At 38.4% G+C, this 21,027-nt stretch carries 15 protein-coding genes; 7 read left to right on the top strand and 8 right to left on the bottom strand.

Annotation, left to right across the window (positions count from 1 at the left end; all coding sequences use genetic code 11):
* Positions 1-500: 500 nt before the first annotated feature.
* Both ACOXY8_RS12450 and ACOXY8_RS12445 read right to left on the bottom strand, forming a co-directional pair.
* Positions 501-1,682, bottom strand: coding sequence for a hypothetical protein (locus ACOXY8_RS12450; RefSeq protein ID WP_458331927.1), 1,182 nt, complete (start codon positions 1,680-1,682; stop codon positions 501-503).
* A gap of 77 nt (positions 1,683-1,759) precedes the next feature.
* Complete coding sequence (locus ACOXY8_RS12445; protein WP_458331926.1) at positions 1,760-3,301, bottom strand: SulP family inorganic anion transporter; 1,542 nt, start codon at positions 3,299-3,301, stop codon at positions 1,760-1,762.
* 298 nt (positions 3,302-3,599) lie between these two features.
* Here ACOXY8_RS12445 and ACOXY8_RS12440 point away from each other — a divergent pair, with 298 nt between their 5' ends.
* Positions 3,600-6,128, top strand: a complete 2,529-nt coding sequence (locus tag ACOXY8_RS12440; RefSeq protein ID WP_458331925.1) for a LysM peptidoglycan-binding domain-containing protein — start codon at positions 3,600-3,602, stop codon at positions 6,126-6,128.
* Positions 6,129-6,135: 7 nt separating this feature from the next.
* Here the strand turns inward: ACOXY8_RS12440 and ACOXY8_RS12435 are convergent, their stop codons facing one another.
* Entirely contained in the window at positions 6,136-6,831 is a 696-nt protein-coding gene (locus ACOXY8_RS12435) for a peptidoglycan DD-metalloendopeptidase family protein (RefSeq protein ID WP_458331924.1), read from the bottom strand.
* A gap of 52 nt (positions 6,832-6,883) precedes the next feature.
* Positions 6,884-8,485 carry a phosphoenolpyruvate carboxykinase (ATP) gene (gene pckA, locus ACOXY8_RS12430; protein WP_458331923.1) on the bottom strand — a complete coding sequence of 534 codons (1,602 nt, stop codon included), beginning with the start codon at positions 8,483-8,485 and terminating at the stop codon, positions 6,884-6,886.
* Positions 8,486-8,662: 177 nt separating this feature from the next.
* On the opposite strand from pckA, the gene ACOXY8_RS12425 reads away from it, so the two are divergent.
* From ACOXY8_RS12425 to ACOXY8_RS12415, 3 genes are all read left to right on the top strand, one after another.
* Positions 8,663-10,213: a peptide MFS transporter gene (locus tag ACOXY8_RS12425; RefSeq protein WP_458331922.1), complete on the top strand. Its 1,551-nt coding sequence runs from the start codon at positions 8,663-8,665 to the stop codon at positions 10,211-10,213.
* A gap of 175 nt (positions 10,214-10,388) precedes the next feature.
* Positions 10,389-11,060 (top strand): TetR family transcriptional regulator C-terminal domain-containing protein, encoded by a 672-nt coding sequence (locus ACOXY8_RS12420; RefSeq protein WP_458331921.1) that lies wholly within the window; start codon positions 10,389-10,391, stop codon positions 11,058-11,060.
* Between the two features lie 33 nt (positions 11,061-11,093).
* Complete coding sequence (locus ACOXY8_RS12415; RefSeq protein ID WP_458331920.1) at positions 11,094-12,392, top strand: ABC1 kinase family protein; 1,299 nt, start codon at positions 11,094-11,096, stop codon at positions 12,390-12,392.
* 324 nt (positions 12,393-12,716) lie between these two features.
* On the opposite strand, the gene ACOXY8_RS12410 is transcribed toward ACOXY8_RS12415, so the two are convergent.
* From ACOXY8_RS12410 to hemF, 3 genes are all read right to left on the bottom strand, one after another.
* Entirely contained in the window at positions 12,717-14,213 is a 1,497-nt protein-coding gene (locus ACOXY8_RS12410) for a M28 family peptidase (protein ID WP_458331919.1), read from the bottom strand.
* A gap of 152 nt (positions 14,214-14,365) precedes the next feature.
* Positions 14,366-14,947 carry a phosphatase PAP2 family protein gene (locus ACOXY8_RS12405; RefSeq protein WP_458331918.1) on the bottom strand — a complete coding sequence of 194 codons (582 nt, stop codon included), beginning with the start codon at positions 14,945-14,947 and terminating at the stop codon, positions 14,366-14,368.
* Positions 14,935-15,834, bottom strand: a complete 900-nt coding sequence (hemF, locus tag ACOXY8_RS12400; protein WP_458331917.1) for an oxygen-dependent coproporphyrinogen oxidase — start codon at positions 15,832-15,834, stop codon at positions 14,935-14,937. Before hemF ends, ACOXY8_RS12405 begins: the two co-directional genes overlap by 13 nt.
* Positions 15,835-15,978: 144 nt before the next feature.
* Between hemF and ACOXY8_RS12395 the strand changes: the two genes are divergently transcribed.
* The 3 genes from ACOXY8_RS12395 (at position 15,979) to ACOXY8_RS12385 (ending at position 19,023) form a co-directional block, all read left to right on the top strand.
* Entirely contained in the window at positions 15,979-18,093 is a 2,115-nt protein-coding gene (locus tag ACOXY8_RS12395) for an alpha-ketoacid dehydrogenase subunit alpha/beta (RefSeq protein ID WP_458331916.1), read from the top strand.
* 180 nt (positions 18,094-18,273) lie between these two features.
* The gene (locus ACOXY8_RS12390) at positions 18,274-18,582 is read left to right on the top strand and encodes a hypothetical protein (protein ID WP_458331915.1); all 309 of its coding nucleotides are present in this window, start codon (positions 18,274-18,276) and stop codon (positions 18,580-18,582) included.
* A gap of 129 nt (positions 18,583-18,711) precedes the next feature.
* Positions 18,712-19,023, top strand: a complete 312-nt coding sequence (locus ACOXY8_RS12385; RefSeq protein WP_458331914.1) for a hypothetical protein — start codon at positions 18,712-18,714, stop codon at positions 19,021-19,023.
* Positions 19,024-19,099: 76 nt separating this feature from the next.
* On the opposite strand, the gene ACOXY8_RS12380 is transcribed toward ACOXY8_RS12385, so the two are convergent.
* Positions 19,100-21,001, bottom strand: a complete 1,902-nt coding sequence (locus ACOXY8_RS12380; protein WP_458331913.1) for a CocE/NonD family hydrolase — start codon at positions 20,999-21,001, stop codon at positions 19,100-19,102.
* Between the last annotated feature and the right edge of the window lie 26 nt (positions 21,002-21,027).

Raw genomic sequence — 21,027 nt, 5'->3', positions numbered from 1 at the left:
TACACGCGACACGTTCACCTAACTGTCGACTCGCGTGCGCCAGCGGTAAAATTTAAACGCAGAGTTCTCCAAGGGAAGACGCTGAGTGCGCAGAGATGAAACCTAACCTCCGCGAACTTTGCGTAAAACTCTGCGCTCATTGCGGTTAAAAAAATAGTTGATGGAAGTGAATAGAGGTTTTACTTGGTTCAATGCACGAGTTAAAAACTTGCGCTAGAGGAGAGTGGCGGTGGGTCAACTCAACTAAACTCAAAATGAAGTAATAAAAAAATATAATCCTGCCAATAATGATATAATCCCTGCTGAAAACATTTTAACATTCCCAATGTGAAAGTCTTTTTTTTGTATATGGCTTATCTTGAATTATCATTATGAGAATAATAATTGAAACAAGAATAAAACATATTCCCATAAGCATACGAAAAATATCCATAACCTAACTTCTTCCGGTGTCTTAAACTTTTAGCTCGTGATTTTTAACCAATATACTCAATTCCAATCTACTCCAAGCTAGCATCAATTGGGAAATCAAAATCAACATCATCGATTTGGCTGTGAAACCATTCGGCCATAAACCGCTGTCCAATAGGACTGAAATGTCTATTACATGAATATGAAAAATATGGAAAGCCAAGATCTTCATCTTGTATTTCTTCCATGGCTGCCTCATACATGCTCAGATAATCTATCCCTAACTCTTGACATATAGCTGCCACTTTTTTATTGGGCAGAAGCGGGTCAATTTTCTCTTCAAACTTATATTGCATTAGCTCAAGCCAATTTTCATCGATCTGATATGGATCGGCAATTTGAACCAGTACTAAATTGGCGCTATCCTGCTCAGTTAGGTATTTTAGTCGGCTCAAGCTTTTCTCTAAAATATCGTATCCAATTTGAATCTCCTCTGTTTCGGTAGGCAAATAGGTTTCTGCTAAGCGTCTATTAAAATCAAAAAGCTTTGAATTCACAGCAATTTGTAATTGAGCTGTAAGTGAATTGATCCCTTTGTCGATAGCGCCAACTACATATAGCCCTTGAATGGTATTGGGAATAAATTCACCAGAAGTTTGAGATTTTATACCTTCTCTCACAATCTCGAAATCCTTTGCAATAGGATAGGTAAATTCAGTATCCTTATTTAATAATCCTTCAGAAATCGCTAGTGCATTGTCATATAAGTCATTGTAGTTCAGAAAGAAAATCACAACAATATCTGGGTTAAGGTGTCGAGCGAAATTTTCGTATTGAGCTACTTGGTGTACCGTACCAAACCCCCCGCTTGTTCCGAAGTTTAGTACATTATAATCTTCGACTAAACTATCCAAAATTTCAACAGCTGTCTCGTGATTATTCACTCCATATCCTTCGATAAAGGAATCGCCCAGTAGGGCAATATTGGGTTTATTTTCATCAATTTCATCACCTCTAAGACCAAGAGAATTGGTCTGATATGTTACTTCAAAGCAATCTCTTTGATGTGTAATTGTTGTGTTTGGATAGTGCCAAACCTTCCAATATTCATTGTCATACAAATAGGGGCCACTTTGCCATTCTTTGATAAGGACATTTGAATTTTCTTGATATAGTAACCTTAAGGCTATTTCTGCAATAACCAAACTAAATGAAACTGAAAAAATAGTTAGGATTAGGTTCTGAATCCTTCGTTTACCTTTTGTAGTCATGCTAATTCAAAAAAATAAAGCGAAATTTAACACAATTTGTTACAAAGTGTGAAATTTTGAATAGCTGATTAGGAAGGTTAGATTTTGTCTAGCAATACTTTGTAAGAGGGATCTTCCAAAATATTAATCTCTATCACACTGTCTGCATTTTTCAAAAGCTTACGACAATCTGCACTTAAATGCTTCAAGTGTAATTTCTTACCTTGCTTATGGTAACGCTCAGTAATTTTATTTAGCGCTTCGATACCTGACATATCTACAACTCTGCTTTCTGTGAAATCAACTACTATTTCGTTCGGATCACCTAGTATGTCAAATTTTTCATTAAAGGCAGTGACGGATCCGAAAAATAATGGCCCGTAAATCTGATAATGTTTTACGCCAGCTTCATCTACAAATTTTCTAGCTCTAATTCGCTTTGCATTTTCCCAAGCGAATACTAACGCGGAAATAATTACACCGATCAATACTGCTAGAGCCAAGTTGTGCAAAAGCACTGTAACCAATGCCACAAGAACCATTACTAAAACATCCGATTTTGGCATAGTGGTAAAGGTTCTCAAACTAGCCCACTCGAATGTTCCAATTGATACCATTATCATAAGGCCAGTTAATGCAACCATGGGCACTTGTTCGATCAAAGATGAACCGAACATGATAAAAAGTAATAAGCTAACGGATGCAACAATTCCAGAAAGTCTTGCTCTTGCACCATTTGAAATATTAATCAAACTTTGGCCAATCATTGCACAGCCACCCATACCTGAGAAAAAACCTGTGGTAAAATTAGCTACACCTTGAGCCACGGCTTCCTTATTGCCCCATCCGCGAGTTTCAGTTATTTCATCGATTAGATTTAGCGTAAGTAAACTCTCAATTAAACCCACACCAGCAACAATGGCTGCATAAGGGAAAATGATATACAAAGTTTCCAGTGTGAATGGCACTTGAGGAATATGAAATGGTGGAAAGCCACCTTGAATAGAAGCAATATCGCCTACGGATTTTGTGTCTAAACTAAAGCCAATGACAATTGCTGAGACTACAAGTATTGCCGTAAGGGATGAAGGTATTGACTTTGTGATCTTAGGTAAACCCCAAATAATTAACATTGTCAATAAAACTAGGCCCAAGGTAAAAAATAGCGTGCTGCCTTGCATCCATTCTTTCAGCCCATTTTCATCAATAATCTTGAATTGATCAAGCTGCGATATGAAAATGACAATTGCTAAACCATTCACAAAACCGAACATTACTGAATGAGGAACCAATCGTATAAATTTACCTAATCTTAAAAAGCCTGCGGTCATTTGTATAATGCCAGCTAATACAACTGTTGCAAAAATATATTCAACTCCATGACTTTTCGCTAATGCAATAATTACTACCGCTACAGCACCTGTGGCACCAGAAATCATGCCTGGCCTGCCTCCAAAAATAGAGGTAATCAAGCCCATAGTAAATGCGGCATATAATCCAGTAAGTGGTGATAATCCAGCAATCATTGCAAATGCAATCGCTTCTGGAACCAATGCCAAGGCTACTGTGAGGCCGGATAATACCTCCGTTTTGTAATCGACCCTTTGAGATAGGTCAAAAAGGTTAAAGTACTTCTTCATTATGATTTATCGGAAGATAAAATGTGAAAACTGAACAAAAGTGAAATAAAATTCTGCTTATGAAAATTTATTAGTGTAATTGTAGAATTTTATTTTGTTCACATGTTTTCTAGAATTGGACTGCAAAGGTACCTGTTTTTTATTATGAGAAAAATCTGGGTTTTAATTTTTGACCAAATCAGCCTTTTCCAATTGATATTTTTGTGAATTCATTAATTTTTATTCTACATTTAATAACGAAACTTTAACCTATTTGAATTGAAGTACTTATACTTTTGTTCAGAGGCCTCTAATTGAAATGGAAAAGAAATTTATTTTTAGTTTTTTGATTCTTTTGATGTCGTTATCTACTGTAGCACAAGAAGTTCAGTGGGCATCTAAGATTATGGAATTCTCAAGTCAATCAATTAAAGATATTCCGGGGCCTTATTTTTCTAATCAGCAAATTCTCAAAGCACCCAATGTAATGCCAGCAGGAGGTTATCATCCCAATGCATGGATGCCTTCTACTGGAGATGGTCCTGAAACTATCAAAGTGGGTTTCAAAAACCCACAACGGATCCGTCAAATTATCATCGCTGAATCCTACAATGCATCTGCTATCAAGGAAGTATATATCTATGATTTTCAAGATGTCCCTCACCTTGTATATTCTCAAGAGCCTAGCTTAATTGCTGAAAATGGCCGAGTACTCAATATTATGATGGATTGGACAGCATTTGATGTTTATGCTGTTCGACTTATGTTGGATGGCACAAATATCAATTCCTTCTATGGTATTGATGCAATTGGGATCACAGGATCTGAAGAGAAAGTAGATATTGAAGTAAACCTTGCGGAAAACTTAAATCCTTTTTTCACTGCGGACTTACTAAGTAGCGGAATTAATAGCCCATACCGCGAAACGGCACCAGTTTTCTCTCCCGATTTTAATACGCTGTACTTTGCACGAGAAAATCACCCAAATAATGCGGGAGGAATAGAGGATCCCTTAGATATTTGGTTTTCTGAATATAACTCAACTACAGGTGAATGGACAGAAGCAAAAAACATTGGTGAGCCACTCAATAATTCAGGTTCTAATTTCATTACATCTATAAGGAGGAATGGTGAATATGATGTTGCCGTATTAGGTAATACGTACACTCGTACTGGATCTATGCGAACAGGAGTTTCTGTTTCTCAAAAGAAAATAGGTGAGGATAATTCAACTTGGGAAAAACCAGAAGCCTTCAAAATTACTGATGATTATAATTTCTCAGAAAAAGTAGATTTTCATTTATCTGAAAATCGCCGGATACTTATTTTAAGTGAAATGAGAAACGAAGGCAGAGGAGGTCGAGACCTGTGGGCTAGTTTTCTGCTTGATAATGGTAATTTCTCCAAGCCATTAAATCTTGGTCCAATGCTGAATACAGCTGGCGAAGAATTCGCTCCATTCCTTGCTCCAGATATGAAAACCTTGTATTTCGCATCCGATGGGCATTCAGGTTTTGGTGGTTCCGATATCTATATGACCAAAAGATTGGACGATACTTGGACTAATTGGTCTACACCTGTAAATCTTGGTCCGAATGTAAACACAGCGCAAGACGAGTCGTATCTCAACCTTACAAGCGATGGCGAATCTATCTATTTCGTAAGAGGTAATGCCGATGGTGATTTGGATATTATGAAATCTTCTACGCCATTATTCCGCACACCTCCACATGAAGTTCAGATTTTGGGTAAAGTACATGATGCGGAAACCAAAAACCCAATCGTAAGTACCATTAGCTATTATGATGAAGAAAACAAACTCATAGGTAGCACTCAGACTAATGCCTCAGGATATTATCAGATTTATCTAGATGCCGATAAAGTTTATACTTATCAGGTTGAGATCGATTGCTACGAAAATTTCTCTGCAAAGCTAGATCTTAATATTCCAAAAGACTCTACTATGGCTTTGGTAGATTTATACCTTGACCAAATAATTACTCAAAATGCGCGAGATTTAGCCGTATTTTTTGATTTAGGATCTGCCCAATTGAATATGGAAGAGTCTTCCACTCAGTTAGATTTGCTATACAATTTCTTGCGTAGCAACAATGGCGTTTCTATCGAGATAGCCGGGCATACTTGTACCATTGGCGGCAAAGAATTTAATGACAAGCTTTCGATGGATAGAGCCAATGCTGTCCGTAATGAAATGATGAAACGAGGCATCGATGGCTTTAGAATTCAAGCCCAAGGATTTGGTTATAGCGATCCAATCGCAAGTAATGACACGGAAGAAGGAAGGATTCAAAATAGAAGGGTAGAATTTACAATTACTGAAAATAGAAGATGCAGTGATAATAGCATCCATCAAGCACCAATTTCAATGCCTGTAGCAATGACTTCATCCCCAATCAATGTAGAAGAAAACAAGCGGGAGGTTGAAACAGCGACTATGTCAAATACTACTGATTCTAAACCAAGAGAAAAGGTAGAATCTAGCTATTTGGTGAAAAAGGGTGATACATATTACTCCATTGCAAGGACACATCAAATGTCTGTTCCTCAACTCTATGCACTCAATGGCATCGATGAAAATACCGTATTGAAATGGGGGACTCGAATAAAGGTAATGGATGATTCTAATATAGAAAGTGATTCACCTTCTAACTCAATAGCGGCAGCTCCAAACACGGAAGAAGGCTTTCACACTGTTGGCAAGAGTGATACGCTTTGGAATATTTCGCAGCGCTATGGTACTACCGTGGAAATTATTAAGCAGTTAAACAACCTTAATAATAACACCATCTATTTAGGCCAAAAATTGAAATTGCCTCAACAGAATTAGCAGAGAATTAAACTTCATAATTGCCTAAAATCAATTTGGGATCAGGAACAATCTGTTTGTAGAATTCTGCTTGCGAAGGAGCACATACACCAGGGAAATCGCCTTTCCAACCTAACATATCTGTCATAAGCTGGAAGTGTAAATGTGGAGGCCAATCTCCATTTTCAGGATAAGGGCCAACTGTGCCTATTTGCTCTCCAGCTTTATATTTTTTACCTTTTTTCCAATTACTCATATCAGCTCTACTCAGGTGTCCATAGAGGCTGTAGAATGTAAACTGTCCAAGCTTGTGTCTTAGAATTAACGTAGGACCATAATTCCCAAAACCTGCATTGTCTGCAAAGCTGTGAATGGTAGCGTCTAATGGCGCAAATAATGGACTTCCAGCCTTTATCCAAACATCAATTCCCAAATGAATACAGCGAGCTTCTTCACCACCAAAATGTTCACTTCGAGCATATACTTCTCTATGCTCAAAATATCCTCCCGCCCCAGCCAACTTACCTTGCGGAATCATTCTTTCAAAAACGAATTCATTGAATTGGTCAGTATTTCGAAGGTCAATTTCGAATAAGGCTTTATTATTTCTCGTAAAATCAAGAGCTACTGTATTCTCTTTATTCAGCTCAAATCCCATTATGGGAAATATGGATGATGAATTAGTTTCGAAATTGTCTTGTAAAAATTGGGCGTTGGTATGCATAGTATAAAAAAAGGGCCCACTGAAGGCCCTTTCTAATTTATGTTTCTAAAAATTAAGCTTTTGGAGCACCTGCGAGTATTTCCTCAGAGGCAAAATCAGCATATTTTTTAAAATTATTTACAAACTGGCCAGCAAGATCTTTTGCTTTTGCATCGTATGCAGCTTTATCCTCCCAAGTATTGCGTGGGCTTAGCAATTCATCGGGCACGTTAGGACAGGTGGTCGGCATGGCGACACCAAAGATTTGGTGATTCACAAATTCCACATCATCCAATTCACCATTCAAAGCAGCGGTGATCATAGCTCGAGTGTATTTCAATTTCATTCTAGAGCCTACACCGTAAGGGCCGCCACTCCAGCCTGTATTGATCAACCAAACGTTCACTTTGTTTTCCTTCATTTTCTGCCCTAGCATAGTAGCATATTTGGTAGGATGAAGCGGGAGGAAAGCTGCACCAAAACAAGCTGAGAATGTAGAAACCGGCTCGTTGATACCAACCTCAGTGCCAGCAACCTTAGCAGTGTATCCAGAAATGAAATGGTACATAGCCTGACCTTCATTCAATTTGGAGATTGGAGGTAATACACCAAATGCATCAGCAGTAAGGAAGAATATGTTCTTAGGAACATTCGCTACCGAAGGTTCGATGGCATTGCTGATATGATGAATTGGGTAAGCTGTTCTTGTATTTTCGGTTACTGTGGTGTTCAGATAATCTACTTGTCGAGTGCCTTCATAGAAACGGGTATTTTCTACAATTGCTCCAAACTTGATAGCATCCCAAATCTGAGGTTCTTTTTCATGAGTAAGGTCAACAACCTTAGCATAACATCCGCCTTCAAAGTTGAAAACAGTTTTGTCAGTCCAGCCATGTTCGTCATCACCAATAAGGCCACGTTCAGGATCGGCAGAAAGGGTAGTTTTACCGGTACCGGATAAGCCAAAGAAAATGGCAGTATCACCTTTTTTGCCAACATTTGCTGAGCAGTGCATAGATAATACCTTGTGCTCATGCGGGAGAGTGTAGTTCAATACAGTGAAAATGCCTTTTTTCATTTCACCAGCATAGCCGGAACCACCAATTAGAATAGTGCGCGTAGTGAAATTGATGATCGTAAAGTTCGCTTGACGAGTACCGTCAACTTCTGGATCAGCTTGAAAATCAGGGATATTTATTATAGTGAAATTCGGCTGGAAAGTAGACAATTCCTCCCTTGTAGGACGAAGGAACATGTTATAGCAAAATAAGTTATGCCAAGCTTGGGTATTAACTACTCGTAATTTTAACTGGTAATCTGGGTCAGCTCCTGCGTATGCGTCTCTGATGTACAATTTCTTTCCTTCCAGATGCTTTAGCATTTTATTCTCTAACTGCTCAAATTTTTCTGGACTAATCGGAAAGTTGATATCTCCCCACCAAACAGAGTTTTCGGTATTTGCATCTTTAACAACAAACTTATCCTTAGGTGATCTACCGGTGAATTTACCAGTATCTGCCATAAGAGCGCCATTGTCTGTAAGCACTCCTTCGCCGTTTTTTAGCGATTCTTCAACTAGCTCAGCGGGGCTCAGGTTCCAATGCACAGTATCAGCATTTTTAATACCCGGAACTTCCAGTCCGCAAACTGTTGATTTTAGTCCAAATTCTTGCATTACTTTATGGGATTTAATAGGGTCAAAATTGAAAGGACAAATTTAAAAAATAAAGTGGTCTAGCCTTAGATAATTTTCAATTAAAGCTTCTGATTTGAGGGAATGTTCTGTTAGGCTAATTATTATTTGTAAAAATGCGAGGATAGCCATAGTTTTAATGGTTACAACCCAACCGATATGACAGATATTAGTGCTATTGACAAACACGGGGCTCCCGAACCGGTAGAGCCAGATACTCTTTTTGGTCATCCAAAAGGTTTATTTTATTTGTTCTTTGCTGAGCTATGGGAGCGTTTTAGCTTTTATGGTATGCGCGCTCTACTTACCTTATATATGGTAAATGAGCTCTTCAAAGCTGTAGCAAATCGAGATGAAATAGCTATTGGAATATATGCCGCTTATGGTACTTTGGTTTATGCTACACCCGTATTAGGCGGTATTTTGGCTGATAGACTTTTAGGATATCGCCGCTCAATAATGCTTGGCGGTATTTTGATGGCTTTAGGGCATTTTGTTTTAGCATTTGAACATCCTGTTTTCTTTTATGGAGCCTTGGCTTTACTTATTGTAGGTAATGGTTTCTTCAAACCGAATATTTCCACATTTGTAGGTGCCATATATAAAGAGAAAGATCCTCGTCGCGATGCAGGTTTCACCATATTTTATATGGGCATCAATATCGGTGCTGCTGCTGCTCCACTAGCATGTGGTTATTTGGGCGAAACGTATGGCTGGCATTATGGCTTCGGACTGGCAGGCTTTGGTATGTTATTAGGCCTTATAGCCTTCTGGAATGGTATGAAGAAAAATGCCTTTGGAGATAAAGGGTTTGCGCCTGATCCAGCTGCTTTAGAGAAGAAGTCTTATGGCTTAAAAGTGAAAACTTGGGTGCCAGTATTGTCGATTATCGCTGTACCATTTATCGCTGTTATGATCTATCGTGGCGATTTATTCGGAGTTCACTTGGATGGTAGTATTGTCAACATACTTTTCTATTATGTGCTATTACCAATTATCGCGTTCCGTATCATCAGAACGATGGTGAAAATAGATAAAGAGGCAAGAGAGAAATTAGGAGTTGCTGTAATGTTAACCTTTTTCATGACTGTTTTCTGGTCGTTCTTCGAGCTTTCTGGAAGTGCTATTACCTTATTCGCCGACCGTAATGTTGATTTACAGGTATTAAATGCAGCCCAAACCAATTTTATCAACCCGGGCTTTATTGTATTGTTTTCACTGCTTTTCTCATCATTATGGGTCTATTTGGCTAAAACAAAGCGAAATCCTTATTCACCTGTGAAGTTTGCTCTTGGTATTGCACAATTGGGCTTAGGTTTTTTCATTTTCGCATATAGTTTGAATTTTGCTAATGCAGATGGAAAAGTACCTGAGATTTTTCTTGTATTAGGTTATCTATTTATATCAACTGGTGAGCTTTGTATTTCGCCTGTAGGATTGTCCAAAATCACTCAGCTTTCCACTAAGAAAGTGGTGAGTTTTATGATGGGTGTTTGGTTCCTTTCTTCTGCTTTTGCATTTAGCCTAGGAGGCTTTATAGGTAAATTCATGGCGATAGAAAATGTAGGAGGAGAGGCTCAACTTGGTATGGATTCTCTTATTATTTATACCGATACTTTCCAATCTATTGCTTATGTTGCATTCGGATTTGCCGCATTGGCCCTTCTACTTACTCCACTTATGAGAAAATGGATGCATGGCGTTCATTAAAAATACCAACAACCAACCTTAATCAAATCAATAAAAAGAGCGCCTTAGGGTGCTTTTTTTTATTCCCAAAAAGTAAAGTCAATCCCATCCCTCCCGCCATTTCTGAGGGTACAATTAATTGAAAAATATTTTAATAAAATATTAACCCATTCTATGCTTTTGTTGTTAGGTAGGCATGGAAGAAGCCAAAGCAAAAAGAACCACGAAAAAATTGACCGTAGATATGGCCGAAAAGATTCGTAAATCCTATATCGATTATTTACTCGAACATGGCAAAGAGCCTGCTTCAGTTTATAGTTTTGCTAAAATTAATAAAATCAAAGAGGAGGAATTTTACACTCATTATTCTTCATTTACCGCATTAGAAAAGGATGTTTGGAAGGGTTTTTTGGAAACCACTCTACATACCGTCATAAATGATCCTACATATGGAACCTACAACAGTCGCGAAAAAATGTTGGCTTTGTACTTTACATTAATTGAAGTGCTCAAAGTAAATAGAAGCTACATTTTACTCGTATGGCCGAAGTCTCCAAGACCTGGACAAAAAATGGCCTACATGGAATCCTTTAAGCCAGCCTTCAAGAATTTTGTCAATGATATTTTGAATGAAGGTAAAGAGTCTGGTGAGATTGTTACAAGACCTTATATCTCAGAAAAGTATGATGAAGCAGCTTGGCTTCAAGTATTGTTTTTGATAAACTTTTGGGTAAAAGATGATAGTAAGGCTTTTGAAGCTACAGATGCAGCTATTGAAAAATCAGTGAATTTAGCTTTTGATCTCTTTGGTCAAGGACCTTTAGATTCAATTATTGATTTTGGTAAGTTTTTATTTCAGCATAGATAAGCGGGAGGATAGAGGATGAAAGAATTAAATAAAATGCCTACCACCAAGGTACAAAGAGCCACGCGCTTTTTGAAAACGGGTGTAAAAGTAGGTGGTAATTATGTGAAGCATTATTCCAAAAAATTGCTCGACCCATCGATGACGAAGGAGGGCTTGCATAATGACAATGCCACTGATATATATGATGCATTGAGTGAGCTAAAGGGCAGCGCGCTTAAAGTTGCTCAGATGATGAGTATGGATAAAAACCTACTTCCAAAAGCCTATAACGAACGCTTCACAATGGCTCAATATAGTGCGCCGCCATTGTCATATCCTTTGGTAGTGAAAACCTTCAAACAGTTTTTCAATCAAGGTCCATTAGAGATTTTTGAGACTTTCACTCAAAATGCAAAAAATGCTGCTTCAATTGGTCAAGTACATCAAGCAACAATTGGTGACAAAACCTATGCTGTGAAAATACAATATCCAGGTGTAGCGGATAGTGTGAGTTCTGATTTGAAAATTGTTCGCCCATTTGCAATTCGATTGCTGAATATAAGCGAAAAAGAGCTTGATCACTACATGGAAGAAGTGGAAGAAAAGCTTTTGGAAGAAACTGATTATGTGTTGGAAATCAACAGATCAGAGGAAATTTCCCAAGCATGTGCGCATATTGAAGACTTGGTTTTTCCGACCTATTACAAAGACCTTTCAAGCCCTAGAATCATTACAATGGACTGGTTGGATGGTATGCACTTGAAGGAATTCATGGCTAGCAATCCTAGCGAGGAAGAAAGAAATAGAGTAGGGCAGGCGCTTTGGGATTTTTATGATTATCAGATTCACCAACTCAAGAAAGTACATGCTGATCCGCATCCAGGCAACTTTATTATCCAGCCAAATGGAAAATTAGGCGTAATTGATTTTGGCTGTATCAAGGTAATTCCTGAAGATTTCTATACGAACTATTTTGCTTTGATCAAGAAGGATATGTTGGTAGATGAGGACGAGCTCAATAGAATTTTCTATGAACTCCAATTCTTGTCCGAGAGTGATTCTGATAGTGAAAAAACCTTCTTTACAGGTGTTTTCAAAGAAATGATTCGCCTATTAGGAGCTCCATTCCATCACGATGAATTCGACTTTGGGGATGATGATTACTTCCAGCAGATTTTCGATCTGGGAGAAAGTATTTCCAATGCAAAGGAATTCCGTAAGTCTAAACAAGCGCGAGGTTCTAGACATGGATTATATATCAACAGAACTTACTTCGGCTTGTATAATATTTTACATGATTTGAAAGCCAAAGTCAAAACCAATAAGCCTGATTGGGTATTGGCTGAGGTTTAATAAGAATATGAATTAGCCCTAAATTCTTCTGGGTTTGAAATGATTGAATTCCTTAGGCTTTAGCTGAACCATTCGGCTAAAGCCTTTTTATTTTCGGAATTTTGGTGACTGGGCTAAAGCTACACTATTACTCAGTAAAACATGAGTTATTGCCGTCTTTCCAGCCTATATTGAATGCAAGTCGCATGAATTGCATTCAGATAAATCTGGCAGGCTATAGATTGAATCCCTCAAGGCATTGTTAAGCTCCTTTGTCAACATAAAAAAGCCTGAAATGCTAGGAGCAAATCAGGCTTTTGGAAGATTGATTGATCTTGATATTTCTTAATTTTCGGTTCCGTAAAGTTCCTTACTCACTGCTTCATACTTATCTCCAGCTTGCCATTTTGGTCTTTCGGCGCGATCGGCAATTTTCTGAGCAGATAGTATGTATGACTTCCAATAGATCATTGCGTAATCTAAGTCAAAGTTCTCGTCTACTTGGTCCGCAGGTTGGTGATAGTATTTGTTCAGCTCAGCACCAAATTCAGTAAAACCTAAGCTAAATGTAGGAGCCGGAATACCTTTACGAGCAAAGTTTACATTATCCGAACGATCGTACAGTCCTTGTTCTGGGGCAGGATCTGAAACAGCTTTTTTGCCAAATTGAGCAACTGCCTCTTCTATTAAATTATCAGCTGTTGTTCTTCCTAAACCTATAATAGTAAAAATCGAAGTATCATTATATCCTGCATTATCGATATTCAAATTGTAAATAATCTGATTAAGAGGGACTAATGGATTGTTTGCAAAATATCCACTACCTAAAAGGCCTTTTTCTTCTGCTGTCCAAGCGCAGAGTAGGATCGAGCGTTTTGGAGGATTCTTTGCAAAGTATTTGGCAGCATTAATTACTGCAACTGTACCTACAGCATTATCGCGAGTGCCATTGTAAATTGAGTCACCAGAAGCATCAGGTCTACCGACACCTACGTGATCGTAATGAGCAGAAAGCATCAAATATTCGTTTTTCAATTCAGGATCAGTTCCTTCAATCCAAGCAACTACGTTTTTGCCAACAATTGCTTTATTTACTTTTCCTTGCACATTTACTTCGGCTTTTTTCACTTCGCCTTTGTCAATAGCTGCAATCAATTCACCTTCCAAATCTTTCACCCACATATATGGTAGAGCATCTCCAGAAACAGGTGTTGCATCTATTGTAAGTTGAGTTCTATTGAGCATTCTCGTAAGCAAATTCCATGGTACAGTTGGTACATTATACATTTCTATAAGTCCAATAGCACCATTAGCCTGAGCTCTGGCAAGTTTTGCTCTTCCTTCTTCGAAAAGCTCAGCAGGAGCCAATTTATCTGGAGCACCTACTCTTACTACCACAATTTTTCCAGTGACATCTACTTTTGCAAAGTCTTCCTCTAAACCATAGCCAGCTACCACCATATCATACGAACCAGTGATATTCTTGCCATCGAGTACAAGCATATCTGCACCTTGCTCTAGCGTAGTTTCACCTAATTTTACAGAACCTGTACTAGGTGGGCCTGATAATCTGAAAGGTATATGTTGGTAATATCCATTAGCTCCTGGAATCTCTTTGGCACCGTATTTCCAATATTGTTCAGCAATATATCGCGCCGCAGCATCGATTTCTGGACGGATTGGATCACGGCCCATTAGTTCATCAGATGCTAAAAATCTAATATGAGAAACTGCTTCCCTTTCTTCAATAGTTGCATCAATTTTAGATTTGTGATCTTGAGCCATCAAGCCAAGGCTGCCGAAAGTCATCACAGCAATCACTAAATAGGTAATTTTCTTCATTGTCTTTTTATAAGTGGTATTCAAAGATAAAGATTAATTGCGGCGAAAATAAAAAATACCGCAGGAATAAAGGCTAAAAGAGATTTAGCGGAATATTTCGGCGTTTAGCGATTTTAAAATGGCGGGAGGTTGGGATTGCCCATTTCTTTAATTCACTTTTTCTTCACCAATTTCTGCATTATTAAAGTCAATAACCAATACACGAATAGCGCTGACAATAGGCCAATAATACCACCAACCAAAATATCTGCTGGGTAATGTACTCCTAAATAGACTCGACTATATGCCACGACTAGTGCCCAGATAAATAGATATCCATATTTTGCATTGAGCTTTCGGAAGGCAAGCCAAAGAAAACCCGCCACCGCAAATGAATTGGAAGCATGAGACGAAACAAAGCCATACCTCCCGCCACAACCAAATGGATTATGCACAAGTCCTTCAAGAGATGGTTCGTAGCATGGACGCAATCGCTCAAAAAATGGTTTGAATATTCCCGAAGCCACAAAATCGCTTAGCGTAATCATCAAGCCAAGAAGGAGTGCTACATATATAAAAACACGTGTTCCATACAATTGCCAAAGCTTATAAGCCAAAAATAAATACAATGGCACCCAAATCGATTTACCACTGATAGTGTGGAATATTGTATCCCAAATAGGGGAGTTGATCCCATTCAGAAACAAGAATAATTGCTGATCCAGCTCGGCAAGTTTTTCTATTAATCGATCCAATTAATTCCTTTTACAAGTTTCGAGAGTGTGTAATGTTGGGCACTTCCTTCCACGGGCTTATGGTTGTATTCCCAAGCAGCTTGTGGCGGCAGACTCATCAAAATAGATTCGATTCTGCCATCTGTCTGCAAGCCAAATTTGGTTCCTTTGTCCCATACCAAGTTGAATTCCGTATAGCGACCTCTGCGCAAGTATTGCCATTGTTTTTCATCTTCTGAGTATGGCAAGTCCTTGTTTTTCAGCATCAAATGGGTATAAATGTCTGCAAAGGCTTCTCCAACGTCTTGCACAAATGCCCAATAACTTTCGAAGCTGTTTTTAGCATTTGGTTTCAGATAATCGAAAAATATCCCTCCAATTCCTCTAGTTTCCTTGCGGTGAGGAATGTAGAAATAGTCATCTGCTTCTTTTTTATACTCATGGTAGTAGTTGGCATTATGCTTATCGCAAATCTCCTTTAATTGCTGATGGAAGTATTTAGCATCATCATCGATTACAAGATGCGGTGTCAAATCTATTCCTCCACCAAACCAAAGCGTACCTCCACTCATTTCGAACATGCGAATATTCATGTGAATAATAGGAACCCAAGGATTATGTGGATGCAATACTATAGATACGCCAGTTGCGTAAAATTCCGGTTCATCCACTTGCATGTTTTGCTTGATATATTCAGGCGTATTACCATAAACTTCAGAGAAATTCACTCCGCCTTTTTCGATTATATTTCCTCCCGCTATTACCCGAGTGCGACCTCCGCCACCACCCGGTCTTTCCCATGAGTCTTCCACAAATTTTCCTTTTCCATCTGCTTTTTCTAAAGCCAAACAAATAGAATTTTGAATTTCCTTAAATCTCCGCGGAACCTCCGAATGCCTTGTATTCATATCAAAAATCAATTTTCACAAAACTAATTAATTTCCTTACAATGTCTTTTTTGCCGCTTAGCGAACGTTCGTTAGCTTTCTATTATATTTGTAAGGCTTTCTCCTGCCAATTTTCTAAATTAGCAATTAGTAAAAACACAAATAATGACAACAAAGAGTAAATCATTACCCAAAGATATATCAACCAACACCAAGAATAATTTGGCTATCGATACTAACATTTTAAAAAAAGCTTATCGCCTTATGTGTACTGCCAAAAGAATGGCAGAAACCTACGAGGAGAATAAAAAAATATGCAGTAAGTACGTTCACAGTACTTCTAGAGGGCATGAAGCTATTCAATTAGCGGCAGCTTTTCAATTGAAGGAAACTGATTTTGCTGCTCCTTATTATCGTGATGAATCTATTTTGTTAGGTATAGGTATGCAGCCTTTTGAGCTCATGGGACAGTTGATGGCCAAAGCTCATGATCCTTTTTCTGGAGGCCGTACTTATTATTCACATCCGAGTTTGAAGCGGGAGGGATTTCCAACTATTCCTCACCAAAGTAGTGCTACGGGTATGCAGGCTATTCCGGCTACAGGAATGGCGCATGGGGTTTCATATTTGGAGAAAGTAGGTTTGATAAATGCCGATGTAAAACCTGTGGTACTTTGCTCTTTAGGTGATGGCTCGGTTACAGAAGGAGAAGTTTCGGAAGCATTCCAAATGGCTGTATTACATAAATTGCCGATCGTTTATTTGATTCAAGATAATGAATGGGGTATTTCGGCTACGGGTGCAGAAATGCGTGCCATGGATGCATTTGAATTTGCGGAGGGCTTCAAAGGCTTAGAGAAAATGCGGGTGGATGGTTCAGACTTTGTGCAATCCTATGAAGGAATGACAAAGGCTTTTGAGTACGCTAGATCTAACAGAGCACCGATTTTAGTACATGCGAAATGTCCACTTCTTGGTCATCATACGAGTGGTGTGCGTAAGGAATGGTATCGCGGAGATGGAGATTTATCGCTTCACTCGCAAGATGATCCACTACCAAAATTAGAAGCATATTTAAAGGCAGCTGGAGTAAAACCAGCCGAACTTAAGAAGATTCAAAAAGAAGTAACTGAATTTGTTCAGTCAGAATACGAAAAGGCATTGGCTTCTCCAGATCCAGATATTGCCACCGTTTCAGATCATGAATTTGCTCCAACTCCAATTACGGAAGAGAAAGGTGAAAGAAAACCTGAAGGCAGTGAAAAAGTGGTGATGGTTGATGCAGCTTTGCATGCTGTAGATGATATATTGAGAGATAACCCTGAAGCGCTATTTTATGGACAAGATGTAGGCGGGAGACTTGGTGGAGTGTTTAGAGAGGCGGCAACTTTATCTCAGAAATATGGCGAGCATAGAATATTCAATACACCAATACAAGAAGCATATATTGTTGGTAGTACCGCAGGAATGTCTGCTGTCGGTGCCAAAGCAATTGTAGAAATTCAATTTGCAGATTATATCTGGCCGGGTATGAATCAGTTGGTAGAAGAACTTTCAAAAAGCTGTTATTTATCCCAAGGTCAATTCCCAATCCAGTCGCTTATTAGAGTGCCCATAGGCGCTTATGGCGGTGGTGGCCCATATCATTCTGGAAGTATAGAATCTACCTTACTTACTATCAGAGGAATTAAAGTTGTGTATCCGTCCAATGCGGCTGATATGAAGGGACTTTTAAAAGCAGCCTTTTATGATCCAAACCCAGTAGTGATGCTTGAACATAAAGGCTTGTATTGGTCTAAAGTACCAGGTACCGAGGAAGCCAAAACTTTCGAGCCGGATGGAGATTATATTATTCCTTTAGGAAAAGCTCTTATTGCGCAAGAAGCGAGTGAAGATAAAATTGCCAAAGGTGAAAGCTGTGTAGTCATCACCTATGGAATGGGTGTATATTGGGCAAGAGCCGCTTCTGAACAATTTGATGGGGCTGTAGAGATTATTGATTTGAGAACGCTAAATCCATTGGATTGGGACACTATAAGTGATTCGGTTCAAAAGCATAACAAAGCAATGGTATTAACTGAAGAGCCATTGATGAATTCATTTGCAGAATCATTAGCTGGCCGAATTTCAGCAAATTTATTTGAGCACTTAGACGCACCCGTTTTAACATTAGGTGCATTGAATTTACCGGCTATTGCGTTGAATGTGGAGTTGGAAAAGGCAATGTTGCCAAATGCTGATAAAACGGCAGTGGTGATAAAACAACTCTTAAACTACTAGAAGGCTGTTTCTAAAAATACTTTGGTTTAAAATGAATATAATGGTTTTATAATGGGCTTGTTTTTAGTTTGATACGTTTAAATAGGCAAGGTGATTTATAACTTAATAATCGGACTCCTTTTTTCTGTTAGATCACCTTTTTTTCTTCAACCTATTTTTTCATTTAACCATTTTTTACCAATGAAAGCCAAATTTTTATTAAGCTTTGGACTTATCGTTATTTTGTTGACCAGCCCTATTCTGGCAGCGAACATTAATAATGATACTGATCCTAAACCAAAGTATTCACCCGAAGTACAAAGAATTGTAGATCGAGTGAATGAGCTAAAGGAAATCGATCGATCTACTTTAACAAAAGCGGAAAGAAAAGATTTGAGAAATGAAGTGCGTGAGCTAAAGGATGAAGCTAACGCAGCAAATGGAAATGGCGTTTACTTATCAGTAGGAGCAGTCATTATTATCATTCTTTTATTGATACTGATTTTGTAATTAGTTTTGATGGATTAATTCAAAAAGGGTTCGCAAGAACCCTTTTCTGTTTTTAAGCTTTCTAAACTGTTTTCTTGTTTTTATCAGTGTGTTGGTTTTACTTTACTTTATAACTAAATCAATAACATTATGAAAGCAAAATTTTTAGTAATGCTTGGCCTTGTAGCCTTATTTTGTGTATCACCAGTTTTGGCAAATGATACTGACAAAAACGATCCTGAAAAAGAAGCTAAGTATAGCCCGGAAGTTCAGCGAATTGTAGATAGGGTAAATGAGCTTAAGGCTATTGATAAATCAGAAATGTCCAGAGAAGAAAAGAAAGAATTGAGAGCCGAAATTAAAGAGCTTAAAGAAGAAGCAAATGCAGCTAGTAAAAATGGTGGGATTTTCATTTCAACAGGTGCAATCATTATAATTTTGCTTTTGATAATTATTTTATAATCAGATAGATACAATATGAAAAAAGAGCATTGAAATCACTTTCAATGCTCTTTTTTTTTACTTCAGATTTAGTAATTTATCTCAGTATTTGCACCTCGATGACAGTTGCATTTTCGGCAGCACTAAACACTCTATGAGTGGATTTGATAAAGTCACTTTCATCTGCTTTAAAGATATTTTCTACATACTTCTGCGGGTTTCTGTCTATCAAAGGAAACCATGTGCTTTGAATCTGAATTTGGATTTTATGTCCTTTTTTGAAAGTATGGTAAACGTCCTGTAATCGAAAGTCCACATCGGTGACTTGATTTGGCACAAAAGGCTTAGGATTGTCAAAGCCTTCTCTATACCTCCCGCGCATACTTTCACTACGAACCATTTGGTGGTAATTGCTTAGTTTCTGATTGGCTGTCACCCATTCTGGAGTTTCTGTATCTCCTGGATATACATCTACCAATTTCACAATCCAGTCAGCATCTGTACCAGTGATACTCACTTTCAATTTTGCCATGATTTCTCCAGCCAAAGTAATGTCATTCTCTAACACATCAGTTTCATACACCAATACATCTGGGCGGCGTGCAGCAAAGCGCTGATCATCACTCATGTATTTCCTTGGAGTAAAGGTCAATTTGATATCTTCAGAATGTGGAACTGGTTTGGCAGGATCAGATACAAACTCTGCAAAAGCTCCTCTTGCGCTTGGAGCATCCATACTTAGCGATCCATCGGCATGTGGATACATATTTACTCGTTCTGCATTAGCAGGAGGCCAGTTTTCAAAGCGAGTCCATTCTTTCTTACCAGTATCAAACATATAGGCTTCTGGCAATCCTGTTTGTCCATCCCCAGCACCTTTTAGGAAGTGATCAAAAAATTCAGCTTCTACATTATCCTGATACCAAGTGGAAATACTATCACCAAAGTGGATATTAAATACATTTTGCGTTCCTCTTTCACGTGACCAATCTCCATGACTCCATGGACCCATCACTATTGTATTGTAAGTATTCGGGTTATTCTTCTCAATTTCTTTGTAGATATTTAACGGGCCGTATAAGTCTTCTGCATCGAACCACCCGCCTACAACCATCACAGATGGCTTAATGTCTTTCATGTGCTGTACAATCCCTCTTCGCTGCCAAAATTCATCGTAATCTGGGTGTTCGACAATTTGTTGCCAGAAGAAATTATCTTCGCCATAATATTTGGAAGCATTTTTTAGGGGACCCAAATCCATAAAGAATTGATAAGCATCCTCGGTTCCGGCATCAATCATTTTGTACCAAGCCTCAGTGGTTGGCTTATCTTTCTGATAACCAAAAACGGATGTCGCCACGAAATAGCTCAAGAAATAAGCTCCATTGTGATGAAAATCATCAAAATAGAAATCGCCAATGGGTGCTTGTGGTGAAACAGCTTTTAATGCTTCATGGGCGTAAGGCAAACTTGCAGCAGAATAGAATCCTGGATATGAAATTCCCCATTGGCCAACTTTCCCATTGTTGTTATCAAGGTTTGCAATTAACCATTCAATCGTATCGTAGGTATCAGTACTTTCGTCTATATCTTGGTCAGTATTGCGTTCTTCAGCTGTTAATGTTGGACGCATATTATCATAGCTCCCTTCACTATTCCACCTCCCGCGTACGTCTTGGTACACGAATATGTACCCATCTTTCATTAAAGTAGAAGACGGGCCAAGAGCTGTTTTGAAAGCATCAGCACCATAAGGAGCCACGCTATATGGCGTGCGTTGCATCAAAATCGGATACTCTTTCGATTGATCTTTTGGCGCATATATACTTGTGAAAAGTTTTACGCCATCGCGCATTTCTATATACACTTCGGTTTTAGTGTAATTTTCTTTTACATAGTTTGCTTGGGTATTTTGCTCTTGCCCATCTTTTGGACTACAGCCAACAACTATTAGAAATAATAGCACCGTCTGCAAAGCAAAGACTAGTTTGTTTTTCATAGTATTTTTAGGTTTAAGAAATAAGG

The organism is Peijinzhouia sedimentorum, assembly GCF_049340005.1.
GTDB lineage: Bacteria > Bacteroidota > Bacteroidia > Cytophagales > Cyclobacteriaceae > CAXBDP01.
Note: the sequence above shows the minus strand (reverse complement) of the source record. Positions and strands in the feature narration are given on the sequence as shown.

Excerpts from the sequence above, each read along its gene's own strand:
- ACOXY8_RS12450 (WP_458331927.1), bottom strand. The coding sequence starts at position 1,682 with ATGACTACAAAAGGTAAACGAAGGATTCAGAACCTAATCCTAACTATT.
- ACOXY8_RS12445 (WP_458331926.1), bottom strand. The coding sequence starts at position 3,301 with ATGAAGAAGTACTTTAACCTTTTTGACCTATCTCAAAGGGTCGATTAC.
- ACOXY8_RS12440 (WP_458331925.1), top strand. The coding sequence starts at position 3,600 with ATGGAAAAGAAATTTATTTTTAGTTTTTTGATTCTTTTGATGTCGTTA.
- ACOXY8_RS12435 (WP_458331924.1), bottom strand. The coding sequence starts at position 6,831 with ATGCATACCAACGCCCAATTTTTACAAGACAATTTCGAAACTAATTCA.
- pckA (WP_458331923.1), bottom strand. The coding sequence starts at position 8,485 with ATGCAAGAATTTGGACTAAAATCAACAGTTTGCGGACTGGAAGTTCCG.
- ACOXY8_RS12425 (WP_458331922.1), top strand. The coding sequence starts at position 8,663 with ATGACAGATATTAGTGCTATTGACAAACACGGGGCTCCCGAACCGGTA.
- ACOXY8_RS12420 (WP_458331921.1), top strand. The coding sequence starts at position 10,389 with ATGGAAGAAGCCAAAGCAAAAAGAACCACGAAAAAATTGACCGTAGAT.
- ACOXY8_RS12415 (WP_458331920.1), top strand. The coding sequence starts at position 11,094 with ATGCCTACCACCAAGGTACAAAGAGCCACGCGCTTTTTGAAAACGGGT.
- ACOXY8_RS12410 (WP_458331919.1), bottom strand. The coding sequence starts at position 14,213 with ATGAAGAAAATTACCTATTTAGTGATTGCTGTGATGACTTTCGGCAGC.
- hemF (WP_458331917.1), bottom strand. The coding sequence starts at position 15,834 with ATGAATACAAGGCATTCGGAGGTTCCGCGGAGATTTAAGGAAATTCAA.
- ACOXY8_RS12395 (WP_458331916.1), top strand. The coding sequence starts at position 15,979 with ATGACAACAAAGAGTAAATCATTACCCAAAGATATATCAACCAACACC.
- ACOXY8_RS12390 (WP_458331915.1), top strand. The coding sequence starts at position 18,274 with ATGAAAGCCAAATTTTTATTAAGCTTTGGACTTATCGTTATTTTGTTG.
- ACOXY8_RS12385 (WP_458331914.1), top strand. The coding sequence starts at position 18,712 with ATGAAAGCAAAATTTTTAGTAATGCTTGGCCTTGTAGCCTTATTTTGT.
- ACOXY8_RS12380 (WP_458331913.1), bottom strand. The coding sequence starts at position 21,001 with ATGAAAAACAAACTAGTCTTTGCTTTGCAGACGGTGCTATTATTTCTA.